Annotated in this window: 6 protein-coding genes; 5 read left to right on the plus strand and 1 reads right to left on the minus strand. The window is 44.8% G+C overall.

Annotated features, from left to right (window positions below):
* The first annotated feature begins 74 nt into the window (after positions 1–74).
* The 5 genes from E5S67_RS12330 to E5S67_RS12350 all read left to right on the plus strand — a co-directional run bounded on the left by E5S67_RS12330 (position 75) and on the right by E5S67_RS12350 (position 12544).
* Positions 75–326 carry a phosphopantetheine-binding protein gene (locus tag E5S67_RS12330; protein WP_172187521.1) on the plus strand — a complete coding sequence of 84 codons (252 nt, stop codon included), beginning with the start codon at positions 75–77 and terminating at the stop codon, positions 324–326.
* A complete protein-coding gene (locus E5S67_RS12335) occupies positions 313–1347 on the plus strand; it encodes a zinc-binding dehydrogenase (protein WP_172187523.1) in 1035 nt (344 codons plus the stop codon). Before E5S67_RS12330 ends, E5S67_RS12335 begins: the two co-directional genes overlap by 14 nt.
* Before the next feature lie 111 nt (positions 1348–1458).
* Complete coding sequence (locus E5S67_RS12340; RefSeq protein ID WP_172187525.1) at positions 1459–4824, plus strand: non-ribosomal peptide synthetase; 3366 nt, start codon at positions 1459–1461, stop codon at positions 4822–4824.
* Positions 4825–4843: 19 nt separating this feature from the next.
* Positions 4844–11227 (plus strand): type I polyketide synthase, encoded by a 6384-nt coding sequence (locus E5S67_RS12345; RefSeq protein ID WP_172187527.1) that lies wholly within the window; start codon positions 4844–4846, stop codon positions 11225–11227.
* A 162-nt stretch (positions 11228–11389) separates the two neighbouring features.
* A complete protein-coding gene (locus E5S67_RS12350; protein ID WP_172187529.1) occupies positions 11390–12544 on the plus strand; it encodes a trans-sulfuration enzyme family protein in 1155 nt (384 codons plus the stop codon).
* 169 nt (positions 12545–12713) lie between these two features.
* On the opposite strand, the gene gntB is transcribed toward E5S67_RS12350, so the two are convergent.
* Positions 12714–13688: a guanitoxin biosynthesis L-arginine gamma (S) hydroxylase gene (gene gntB, locus E5S67_RS12355; RefSeq protein ID WP_339382851.1), complete on the minus strand. Its 975-nt coding sequence runs from the start codon at positions 13686–13688 to the stop codon at positions 12714–12716.
* Positions 13689–13773 lie beyond the last annotated feature (85 nt).

The raw sequence follows: 13773 nt of genomic DNA on the forward strand, positions 1-13773 counted from the left end.
AAAGTAATTATTGGAAAATTATCCTGATTTTCCAATAAAATTAAAATCCACAAAAACGTAGGAGCAACCCGATAATGAATCGAGAAGAAGTGCTGAATACCGTCATCAAAAACATGAAACTCAATGTTGATGGTCTTGAGGAAACTGAAATAGACCCAAAAAAATCAATGGCGGAGTATGGAACTAACAGTTTGGACATCGTTGAAATTGTTAATTCATCGCTGCGCGAACTTAAAATTAAAGTTCCCAGGACTCAGCTAGCTGGCTTAATGAACATTAATGACTTAGTAGATATGTTAACCAAAGTAAAAAATGAGCAGGTATGATAGAGTTTACATGATAGAAAAACCCCTCTTTGTACCCACTCCACCTTTCTGTTTGGAGATATATACTCCTGGCATTTTAGATGAGTTGACGCTACAGCCAACTATACGTCAACCTCCAGCTTCCCACGAAGTTGAGATTGAAGTCTGTGCCGTTGGTCTCAACTTCAAAGAAGTTATGAAGGCTTTAGGAATATATCCTGACAATTCTGAAGGACACGTGACTTTTGGAGGAGACTTTGCTGGGAAAATTGTCGCAATTGGAGAAGACGTTAAAGAGTTTAAAATCGGCGATGAAGTTATGGGAATTGGGGCTAAGAGCTTTAGTTCATTTGCAACAGTTCCAACCCATTGCCTAGTAGCTAAGCCTGCTAATCTCAGTTTTGAAGAAGCAGTGACAATCCCTGGCACTTTCCTAACTGCTTACTATGCCCTGCAGCATTTGGGCAGGCTAAACAAAGGAGAGCGAGTTCTAATTCATGCAGCCGCTGGAGGTGTAGGTCTTGCTGCTGTTCAGCTAAGTCAGATGGTAGGTGCGGAAATATTTGCAACAGCAGGAAATTCCCAAAAGCGAGAGTTTCTACGCTCCCTCGGTATTAAGTATGTCATGGATTCAAGGTCTGTTGCTTTTGCTGATGAAGTGATGGAACTAACTGGCGGTAAAGGCGTAGACGTTATCCTCAACTCCTTGGCAGGAGAATTTATTCCTAAGAGTTTATCCGTTTTGGCAAAATTTGGACGTTTTCTGGAAATCGGCAAGCGGGACATCTACGAGAATAGCCAGTTAGGGCTATATCCTTTTCGGAATAATTTGTCGTTTTTTGCCATTAACCTGGGACAGGTGTGGCTAGAACGCCCGGATTTTACTGTCTCTCTATTTCGTGAAGTGATGCAGTGTTTCGAGGATGGGGTCTTCCAGCCACTTCCTTATAAGGTATTTCCCATTTCTGAGGTGGTGAGCGCATTTCGTTACATGAGGAAAACCAAGCATATCGGCAAGATTGTAGTGTCTCTTACAAAGTAGCGCTGGAATGTCCGCGCCTTGCCTTTTTTCTTCCACGTCTTTGGCCGTATAACCTAGAAAGCCGCCACTTTATTGATAAATCTTACCATCATTCATGGATATAAGGTTCAGATGATAGAAATCAGAAAAATTAAAGATACTACACAATCCATCTCACAACCTCCAGATTTAGTGCCAGTTTCCAGAGATGGCAAGTTACAGCTATCTTTTGCCCAACAGAGGATGTGGTTTCTCCATCAGTTAGATAACTCTAGTCCCTTTTACAATGAAAGTCTCCAAATACAGATTATCGGTGCGCTAAATGTGACAGTTTTGGAGCAGAGTGTCAACGAAATTATCCGTCGCCACGAAGCGCTGCGGACTACTTTTCCCACGATAGAGGGTGTCCCTTTCCAGGTGATCGCGCCAACTTTGACCATAACTCTGCCCCTAGTGAATTTGCAGGGTTTAACAGAAGCCTCTGTGCAACAGTTAGTTACCAGGGAAGTGCGCCAACCCTTTGACTTGGTAACGGGTCCTCTGTTGCGAGTTACCCTGCAGCAGCTTTCACCCGAAACACACTTGCTGATATTGACCATACACCACATCATTACGGATGGCGGATCAATGGGGATATTCTTCAAAGAGTTAGGAAGCCTCTATCAAGCCTTCATTAATGGTGAGCCTTCTCCCTTACCAGAGTTAACCATACAATATGCTGATTTTTCAGTTTGGCAGCGACGGTGGTTGACTGGGGAAGTTATGCAAAAGCAACTTGACTACTGGAAACAACAGTTAGCTGACACACCGCCCTTGTTGAAGTTGCCAACCGATTATCCACGTCCCCCAGTTCAGGCTTTCTGTGGTGCTACCAGGTTATTTGAACTTGACCCGGATTTGACCTTTCAACTCAAAACCCTCAGCAAAAAATCAGGCGTCACTTTGTTTATGACCCTGATGACGGCTTTTGTGACTTTAATCTATCGTTACAGCTCTCAGGAGGATATTTGTGTTGGCTTCCCCATTGCAAATAGGGAATACAGCGAACTTGATCCGGTAATTGGTTTTTTTGTCAATACCTTAGTGCTGCGTACCCAGATCGAAGGGAATGCTAGTTTCTCTGAGTTGCTCGAAAAGGTGGGGCATCTAGCCTTAGACGCATATGCTCACCAAAATGCACCGTTTGAGAAAGTAGTAGAAGCCTTACAACCGGAACGTTCCCTTGGTTACAATCCCCTGTTTCAGGTGACGTTTTCCATGCAGAATTTATCGCTGGATACATTCGAGTTACCTGGTATTAAGCTGACTCCAAGGCGGGTGGAGCGGGGTACGGCTCAGTTTGATTTGAGCCTGGGAATTCGGCAGACACAAAAGGGACTAATCGGGTCATGGGAATATAACAGCGACCTGTTTGAGCCAGATACAATTGCTCGGATGACGGGTCATTTCCAAACTTTGTTAGAAGCGATTGTTGCTAATCCCGACCAAAGAGTTGGGGAATTACCTTGGCTAACTGAGGCAGAAAGATATCAGTTATTAGTGGAATGGAACAACACCACAAAAGAGTATCCCTTCGATAAGTGTATCCATGAGTTATTTGAGGAACAGGTGACGCGATCGCCCGATGCCATTGCGGTAATTTTAGAAGGCGAACAACTAACCTACCGAGAGCTAAACCAACAGGCAAACATAATAGCACATCACCTGAGATCGCTAGGAGTCGGGCCTGAAGTTTTGGTGGGAATTTGTGTAGAGCGATCGCCCTTAATGGTAATAGGATTGTTGGGAATTCTCAAAGCGGGTGGTGCTTATGTCCCCCTAGATCCAGCCTACCCTTCTGAGCGCTTGGCTTATATGTTGAGTGATTCTCAGGTTAAAGTGCTGCTAACTCAGGAAAAATTGGCATCCTCATTACCTGTGAGTGCAGCACGGGTAATATGCTTGGATAGCAATTGGCAGAATATCGGCGCTCATAGTGAAGAAAATCCACTCACTGAGGTTAAAGCTAGTAACTTGGCTTATGTGATTTATACTTCTGGGTCTACCGGAAAGCCAAAAGGAGTGACGATCGAGCATCGGTCTATTGTCAATTTTACCTCATCTTCTATAACGATATACAACATTACACAGTCAGACCGCGTTCTCCAGTTTGCTTCCATTGCCTTTGATGCGGCGGTGATAGAAATTTTCCCTTGCCTGAGTGCAGGCGGAACACTCGTTCTACGGACAGACGATATGCTAGTGTCTGGCAGCAGATTTGTGCAACGATGCCACGAGTGGGGAATAACAATGATGGATTGGCCGACATCCCACTGGCATCAGGTGATGGTGGAACTGGCAGAGACAGAACAGACACTTCCAGAATCGTTGCGGGTGGTATCTGTTGGAGGAGATGCTGTCTTGCCAGAAGCCTTAAAGCTGTGGCAAAGTTGCGTGAAGGGATTGGCGAATCCTCCGCAATTACTCAATGGCTACGGACCGACGGAAACAACAGCCGTGAGTACATACTATGACTTGTCCGAGTTCATAGCCAATAATCCTGCTGCTTCTTGTGTACCCATCGGCACCCCCATCGGGAATCTGACTACGTATATTCTGAACCATTACCTCCAACCTGTGCCAATTGGTGTTCCAGGGGAATTGCACATTGGTGGTTTAGGCTTGGCTCGCGGTTATCTGGGTCGCCCAGATTTAACGGCAGAGAAATTCATTCCCAATCCGTTTAGCAATGAACCTGGGGCGCGCCTGTATAAAACTGGCGACCTTGTGCGCTACCTCAGCGACGGCAATATCGAGTTTCTGGGTCGAATTGACAATCAGGTAAAAATTCGCGGCTTCCGCATCGAATTGGGAGAAATTGAAGCTGTACTAACCCAGCATCCTGAGATAGACCAAGCTGTGGTTGTGGTACATGAAGACCAGCCAGGTAACAAACGCTTGGTTGCCTATGTTGTACTGAAAGGGGCATTAAATTCAAAAGAAGATTTGGCCCACAAGATTAAGGCAGATATCAGACAACAACTACCGGAATACATGGTTCCGGCAACGCTGATAATACTGAGTGTTCTGCCACTCACACCTAACGATAAAGTAGACCGTCGCGCTCTTCCACCCCCCGATCCAGTCGTGCGAGTTCTTGCTTTGGAGATACCGCAAACCAAGGTAGAGAAGCTCATTGCTGATGTTTGGCAGAAAATTCTTCTCTTAGAAAAAGTTGGGCTGGATGACAATTTCTTTGACATGGGAGGAACTTCCTTACGATTAGTCCAAGTTCGGGAGGAATTGCAAATAATTTTTACCAAAACAATATCAATGGTAGAGATGTTTCAACATCCAACAGTCAGAACCTTGGGAGAACTCTTAAGCAAACAGGAATTCCAAACACCAGATGCGATCAAATCAGAAGCAGAACGAGCCGAGCTCCGCAGCAGCAGTCAAGCTGACATGAACCAACGGAGGAATATCAGGCAACAGTATCGATCGCAGAAAAAACAGTAAATCAGGAGCAATTGAGATAATGAATTCTTCCAAAAATGATATTAGAGAATCAGACATAGCTATTATTGCCATGTCTGGGCGTTTTCCAGGAGCGAAAAATATAGATACCTTTTGGGAAAATTTGCGTCTCGGGGTCGAGTCTATTTCCTGGTTCTCCGATGAAGAACTCCTGATGAATGGAGTTCCTCCAGAACTGCTGCAAAATCCCAATTATGTTAGGGCCAGCGCCGTGCTGGATGACATCGAATTCTTCGATGCCAATTTCTTCGGATTTAATCCCAAAGATGCTGAGATTCTTGACCCGCAACAGCGCCTCTTTTTGGAATGTGCTTGGGGAGCCTTGGAACAAGCTGGTTATCACCCCCAAACCTACGCAGGGTCAATCGGCGTTTATGCTGGCTTGAGAGCAAGTGATTATCTGCTCAAAAATCTTTATCTAAATCCGGCTGTTTCCAGGACAGTCAGCGCATATCAATTAATGCTCGCTACGGACAAAGATTTGCTACCTACAAGGGTAGCCTACAAGCTAAATTTTACCGGTCCAGCAGTAAATATTCAAACAGCTTGTTCAACTTCCTTAGTCGCCGTACATATGGCCTGTCAAAGTTTGCTAAATGGCGAATGCGACATGGCTTTAGCTGGCGCTGTTACTATCAGAATTCCCCAAAAAGAGGGTTATTTATATCAAGAGGGTATGATTGCATCCCCTGATGGTCACTGTCGCGCCTTTGATGCCAAAGCACAAGGAACGCTTGCTGGCAACGGTGTAGGTATTGTGATGCTCAAGCGTGCAACAGATGCTCTCGCAGACGGAGATTATATCCACGCCATCATTAAAGGTTCCGCCATTAATAACGATGGTACGAACAAGATAGGGTTTACAGCGCCCAGTGTTGAAGGTCAAGCAGCAGTGATTGGGGAAGCACAAGCGATCGCGGGTATAGATGCTGAGACAATTACCTATATAGAAGCCCACGGTACAGGAACAGAACTTGGCGACCCGATTGAAATTGCTGCCCTCACTAAAGCTTTCTACAACAGTACCAAGAAAAAACACTTCTGCGCTATTGGTTCGGTGAAGACGAATATCGGGCATCTGGATACAGCCGCAGGTATGGCAGGTCTAATTAAGACAGTTTTGGCTCTTAAGCACAAACAAATCCCCCCAACTTTACATTTTGAAAGCCCCAATCCGACAATTGATTTCGCCAACAGTCCCTTTTATGTCAACACTAAGCTATCGGAGTGGAAAACCAATGGTGAACCCCGGCGCGCTGGGGTAAGTTCGTTCGGTATTGGGGGGACGAATGCCCATATTGTTCTGGAAGAAGCTCCTGTTTTAGATCCGAGAACACCAGACGAGACAAAGAGCAAAAGACCGTATCAGTTATTAGTGCTATCTGCTAAAACGAGTTCTGCTCTAGACACAGCAACCAAAAATCTCACTGAATATTTTAAGCAAAATCCTGAATTAAATTTGGCCGATATTGCTTCTACCCTGAGTGTCGGTCGTCAGGCTTTTGAGCATCGGCGTATTCTAGTTTGTTCTGAGTTGGATGAGGCGGTAACAACACTTCCAGAACAGCTTTTGACAAATCATACAAAATCCTCAACCCCTTCAGTCATCTTCATGTTTTCCGGTCAGGGTTCTCAATATGTCAACATGGCACGAGAAATCTACCTGACTGAAGCAATTTTTCGCGAACAGATCGATCGTTGTGCAGAATTACTGCAACCCGAATTAGGACTGGATTTGCGCGACATTATTTACCCCAGTCCCGATCGAACTGAAGAAGCAACAAAGCAACTGCAACAGACTGCAATTACTCAACCAGCCCTGTTTACCATCGAATACGCTCTAGCTAAATTATGGGAATCTTGGGGAATCCAGCCGCAAGGTTTCATTGGTCACAGTATCGGTGAATACGTCGCCGCCTGTTTAGCCGGTGTTTTCTCCCTTGAAGATGCCCTGTGCTTGGTCGCAGCGCGCGGACGGATGATGCAGCAACTTCCGCCGGGAGCAATGCTTTCAGTACCTCTGGCCCCAGAAGCACTAGAAGCGCTCCTTGGAGTAGAACTCTCTGTGGCAGCGATTAATGAGCCATGCCGCTGCGTGGTTTCCGGGACTATGGAAGCAGTTGCCAATTTGCTTCATCAGCTTGGCGAGCAGGGGATTGAGTGTATCCGCTTGCGAACATCCCATGCGTTCCATTCCCAGATGATGGAACCTATCTTGAAGCCGTTTGCACAACGAGTCAAACAAGTCAACTTAAATCCCCCACAAATTCCTTACCTGTCCAATGTCACAGGAAAATGGATTACTGCTGCCCAAGCAACAGATCCCGACTACTGGGCAGAACACTTGCGCCATACAGTGCAATTTGCACTCTCAATGGAAGAGTTGTTGAAAGAACCCGACCAAATCCTGCTGGAAGTTGGTCCGGGAAAGACTTTGAGTACATTGGTCAAACGACACCCAAATAAAGTAGCCTCACAGGTGGTACTCTCTTCAACGCGCCATCCGCAACAATCCGGCTCAGATGTAGCGTTCTTGCTGAATACATTAGGACAACTGTGGCTGGCTGGTGTCAAGGTAGATTGGTCGGGATTCTATGCCCAAGAGCAGCGTTATCGCGTCCCCTTGCCGACTTATCCCTTTGAGCGCCAGCGGTACTGGATTTCACCCCAAAAACAGGTAGATTCTATTGGCTTAGAGCAAGAGAAATTAAATGTTGCGTCTGCACTAGGCAAAAAGCCAGACATAGCAGACTGGTTTTACATCCCATCGTGGAAACGCTCCCCGCTACTAGCCCATCAACAAGGCGAGACATCAATTCTCGGCAACATACTGGCGTTTACTGATGAGTGCGGGTTAGGGGAAGAACTTGTGCAACGACTGGCACAAGAAGGTCATCCGGTAGTTGTTGTTAAAGTTGGGGAATCGTTTATCAAGCAAAGCGATTACCTTTATATCCTTAATCCCGGACAGAGCAATGACTACGACACCTTGCTTTCTGAACTTCGTGCCTTGAATTTGCTGCCAAACAGCATCATTCATTTATTGAGTGTCACCCAGAAAGATTGTGCTGAATTCAATTGGGAATGGGTTGACAAAGCGCAAGACTTTGGATTTTACAGTTTGCTGTATCTTGCACAAGCCCTAGGAAAACAGAATTTTACTGACGAGTGTCAACTCACCATCGTTTCCAACAATATGCAGGAAGTGGCGGGAGAAGAGTGGCTATGCCCGGAAAAAGCGACCCTAATCGGACCTGTTAAAGTAATTCCGCGAGAATACTCAAATATAACCTGTCTTAGCGTTGATATTGTGATGCCCCAATCAACCCATAAAAAAGAAATACTGCTCGACCAGCTACTGCATGAACTAAAAGCAAAATCAGAGGATTCGGTTATCGCCTACCGGGGAAATTATCGTTTAGTGCAAACTTACGATCCAGTACGATTGGAGCAGTCTGGCAACGAGATATCACAGTTAAGGGAAGGAGGTGTTTATCTAATTACAGGGGGACTAGGAGGTATTGGATTTGTACTGGCAGAACATTTAGCTAATACCATAAGAGCCAAACTAATTCTCACAGGGCGTTCGGGTTTTCCCGATCGTTCTGAGTGGAAACAATGGCTAGATACTCATGATGAGCAAGATGAAATCAGCCGTAAAATCCGGAAAATAGAGAAACTTGAAGCCAACGGATCTGAGGTGTTAATCGTTTGCGCTGACCTCGCCAATCAGTTGCAAATGCAAGAGAAAATCGCCAAAGCAATGGATAGCTTCGGCAAAATTAACGGCGTTATCCACACGGCGGGTGTTCCGGCTGGTGGAGTCATTCAGCTAAAAACACTCGAAATGGCGTCAGGCACTCTGGCAGCAAAAGTAAAAGGCACACTGGTTCTTGATAGTATCTTTAAGGATATGCAGTTGGATTGGTTTGTCCTGTGTTCATCACTGACCTCGATAGTAGGAGGATTTGGACAAGTAGACTATTGTGCCGCCAACGCCTTTCTAGACTCTTTTGCTCACTATAAAACCAACCGAGATGGTACAAAAACCATCTCCATCAACTGGGATACTTGGCAAGAAGTGGGTATGGCAGTAGAAGCCGCGAAGCGTTTAGCTTCGGGAGCAAAGTTTTCCCCCGCTCAGTTAAAAGAAGTCACCCACCCTTTATTTGACCAATGTATAGTCGAGGGCGAAGAGCAAGCAATCTATATTACTCAATTTAGCGTTAACAAACACTGGGTTCTGAATGAACACAGGCTCATGGGTAAGGCAACACTTCCAGGAACTGCCTATCTGGAAATGGTCAGAGCCGCTTTTGAAAACCATGCTCATACTGGAGCAATGGAACTTCGAGAAGTCTTTTTAATGAAGCCTTTAGTGGTCGAAGAGGATGAGGAAAAAGAAGTACGCACGCTCTTGAAAAAACGCGGAGATGGGTGGGAATTTTCAATTATCAGCCGCTCAGAAGCAGAGCTTACATGGCAGGAACATGCTAGGGGGGAAATCTTCACCCTAGAAGCCGAATCGCCTCAAATATATGATATCGAAGAAATTGAAGCCAGATGTAACGAGCGGGAAATCACACTCACCGAACTTGGGAAGCCTTCTCAAACAGGAGACCTAAAATTCGGACCAAGGTGGGAGATATTTAGGCACAAGAAAATAGGAGAAAACCGGGGAGTCGCTATCTTTGAGTTACCCGAAGCGTTTGTGGCTGATGTCAATTCATATAAGTTGCATCCAGCTTTACTTGATGGTGCTATCAATTTTCTAAGTGCTACAGATGAAGGATTGTATTTACCGTTTTCCTTTCAGAAGCTTCGGATAAAACAACCTCTGCCAGCCAAGGTATATAGCTACATGAGATATACCAAAAATCAGCAGTTCTCCAAAGAAACTCTGAAGTTTGACATCACAATTATGGACGAGCATGGAAGAGAATTGATGGAGATTGAAGAGTACACCTTAAGGAAGTTTGCTCCTGACCCTAAAGACAACAAAGCTAACACGGAAGAAATAGCAAGGGCAGCACTTCCTAACTTTTCTCCCTCGGAGAAGTCTTTTGGGACAGCCACACCAGCACCCTTATTTCAACAACTCCTGAAGCATGGCTTATTGCCCACAGAGGGCGTAGAGGTCTTCCATCGCATTCTGTGTAATTCAATATCTCAGATTTTGGTTTCGACACAGGGTTTAGAGACCGAAATAAAGCAAGCCAAGGGGGAGAAAAGACTTAAGCAACGTCAGGATTTAGAGGAGTCTGTGCGCTCCCAATCAAGAAGTTCACGACCAGCATTGATGAATGCTTATGTGGCTCCTAGAAACGAGATGGAGCAAATAATCGCTCAAATTTGGCAAGATTTTCTGGGGATTGAGTCGATAGGAATTTATGATGATTTCTTTGAGTTAGGTGGAGACTCCCTCTTAGGGATTCAGCTAACTTCTAAGTTAAGCAAAACTTTACAAAAGAAAATTTCTCCCAATAGTCTCTTGAATGCCCCTACTATTGCTACACTGGCTGAATTCCTTGAGATGACCAATTCTTCATCTGCTACTGCCAAGGAAAAGAATCGGCGCTTAAACTCTTCTTTACTGGTGCAACTTCATAAAGGTAGCAGCCAAAAACAACCATTCTTTTTAATTCATCCGGTTGGTGGTTCTGTTTACAGCTATCGCTATTTAGCTTACAATCTAGAAGCGGATTTACCAGTTTATGGATTACAGGCACGAGGTTTGGATGGAGAAGGGGAACCCCTGACCCAAATTGAGGAAATGGCTAAAAGCTATCTTGGCCTGCTGCAGACCGTTCAGCCAGTCGGTCCCTACCATCTCGGTGGGTGGTCTTTAGGTGGCCTCGTTGCCTTTGAGATTGCCCAACAGTTACATCAGCAAGGGCAAGAAGTATCCAACCTCGTTATGATAGATAGCTTTACCCCCACAGCCGCTAAGATCTCCTCAGAAATTGATGAGGTGAGCTTGGTAGCCGATTTCGCTAGTTATACAGGCAATGTTGTTGGTCAAGAGTTTTCAGTATCTGTAGCTGAACTCAAACAACTCAATCCAGAGGAGCAATTGCAGTATATTCTAGTACAGGCTAGAAAATTCGGAGTCTTGCCACCAGAAATTGGGTCAGAGCAAATCCGCCACAGGTTGGAAGTTTTCAAAGCAAACTCGCAAGCGATGGCTCGCTATACGCCCCAACCCTATTTAGGTCGAATTACTTTTTTCTGTGCTGACGAGTCAATGAAGCAGAATCAAGACCCAAGTCTTGGCTGGGCTTCTGTGGCAGCCGGAAGTATCATTACGCATAATATGCCTGGCAACCACTACTCCATTATTGAAAGTGAAATTCTTACTAAAAAGTTGAGAACTTATCTTAATTGATGAATGATGGAAAAACTTACCAAGAGATTAGTCATTTTTTAAATAAGGAGGTCTTGTTATTAAATGAAAATGCAAAAAGATTAAAAACAAAGGAAACTGGGATAAGCCAGTGATGCTTGCTCCAATCATAATCAAATAAAGCCAGTAATTGGAAGAATTAATATGCAGATTAAACCCGGTATTGAGACTCTCGCTGTTCACGCAGGATACCCGCTAGACCCCGGCACTGATGCTGTTACACCAGCAATTCACCTATCTACTACTTTTGCCAGACAATCAGATGGGAGTTATCAGCACCCGTATGATTACATTCGCTGTACCAACCCAGGACGCGACAACTTAGAAAAATGCCTGTGTGAGTTGGAAGGGGGAGAAGCAGCAGCCGCAGTCGCTTCCGGTTCTGCCGCAGCCGCAAGTGTGTTTCTAGCATTGGAACCAGGGGCGCATGTTGTAGCCCCTCGCGACGCTTACTGTGGCACGGGTTTATTGCTGAACACCGTGTTTGCACGCTGGCATCTGAAGTCCACCTTTGTGGATATGACCGATTTGAATCAGGTGGAGAAAGCCATCAGTATCCCTAACACCCAATTGGTTTGGCTGGAAACCCCCTCAAACCCATTGCTCAAGATATCAGATATTGCAGCGATCGCACAAATGGCTCATCAGGTAGGAGCGAGGTGTGTTTGTGATAACACCTGGGCAACGCCTGTACTACAACGTCCGTTAGAGTTAGGAGCAGATTTAGTGACCCATTCTTCCACCAAATATTTGGGGGGACACGCCGATGCGATGGGCGGGGTTATCGTATCCAAAGTGAAAGATGAGTTTTTCGAGCGGATTCGGCAGATTCAGGTTGGCATGGGGATTGGGAACGCGCCATTCGATGCTTGGTTAATTCTTAGAGGCATTCAAACTTTGCCTTTGCGGATTAAGGCAAGTTCAGAAGCAGCAAGTTACATTGCCCAATTTTTGAGTAACCACCCTAAAGTTAAGCGAGTTTACTATCCGGGGTTAGCAGAACATCGAGGTGCGGAACTAGCTGCCCGACAAATGCTCTACGGCGGTGGTATGGTTTCTTTTCAGGTAGGTAGCCGAGAGGAAGCCTTTCAAGTTGCAGGGAAATTGCAGGTGTTTACTTCAGCAACCAGCTTGGGAACAGTGAAAAGTTTGGTGGAAATCGGGGCACTCATGGAATCAATGCAAAACCTCGATACCAGCAGTGTTGAAGCCGTTATACCTGACGACTTATTGCGCTTATCAGTTGGTATTGAGGACGTAAAAACGCTGATTTGGGATCTCGAACAAGCTTTAAGCTGAAGTTCGCGTGCCAATCCCTACATTCTGTGCTTGAAGACTATGTTGGCAGAGAGAAAAAGTCATCTCCAGGACTGGCACCTGACAAACTTGCTGGCAGCCAGACTGAATTTTTTGTGGAACCAAATTTCTACTAATGAGGGTTCTATTTTCATCAAAAATACACCTAAATTTATAAATCTGTTTGGCTTGGGGAACGAAGGGTGGCGATCGCGCTTTGAATTAAAGTCGGTGTATTTTTAGCAGAAATAAATATTCCTCCTGATTGGCGATCGAATTGAGCATAGTTTTTATCCTGAAGATAAATTTGATGTGCCTTGGGAACATTCCAGAAGGGAATTGCCGGATTCAAATGGTGAACAAGATGATAACTCTCATTGTGCATTCCTGTCAAAAATTTTTCCAGCCAATGACTGTGACGATTGCGAGTATTGTAGAGATTAATGCTATTGTTCATCAAGGGATAATGTTCGCTCATCTCAATAAACCAGCCAATGATTTGGAAGGTGGTTAAATAAGGAACAATCCAAAATAGCAAAATATACTTGCCCAATCCAAACCCGATGAAAACAGATGCTATAACTCCCAGGTAAACAATCATGACAATCGTCTCTTGACGATTGCGTTTATCCAGAAGCCGATGCTGGATTAAGGAACACAAGTAGCTGGGAACTTTTGCCAATAAAAATGGCAAAACTATGTTGTGGAGCGTAAACTTTTCCACAGATTGAGGTCGAGCATACCATCCTGCTTCAATAGCAAATTTGTAATCTGGATCTAGTTCAATATCGCCGAAATGTCCGTGATGAAATCGTACATGAGATTCTCGATAAGACCCCATTGTTTGTAAAACAAAGTAGCCAGAAAAAAAAGTACCGATCGCAAAATTAAAAAATTTATTTTTGGCTAAAGTTTTATGAGATGCTTCGTGGAGAAGCGTCGCCAAGGCACGCTGACGAGACCCAATAATTAAAACTGCCACAGGGTAAAGATACCAGGAAACTGAACAAGTGGCTGCCATCAAAAAAATTATAACATAATCCTCTAGAAGAGCGAGGAAACAATGCCAGTTGTCTAATTTTGATAAAGAAGATATTTCTTGGCAAATCTCATTCTCAAACTGGTAACTTTTACACTCCATAGTCATTCTTTTTCAATTCCCAGCTTCTTCAATAATTAGAACTGAAGCTCGCTCTCAAAGATGGCAGCTTCCTTAAACAGATGCCTACAGT

It is taken from the genome of Microcoleus asticus IPMA8 (assembly GCF_013179805.1).
GTDB lineage: Bacteria > Cyanobacteriota > Cyanobacteriia > Cyanobacteriales > Microcoleaceae > Microcoleus > Microcoleus asticus.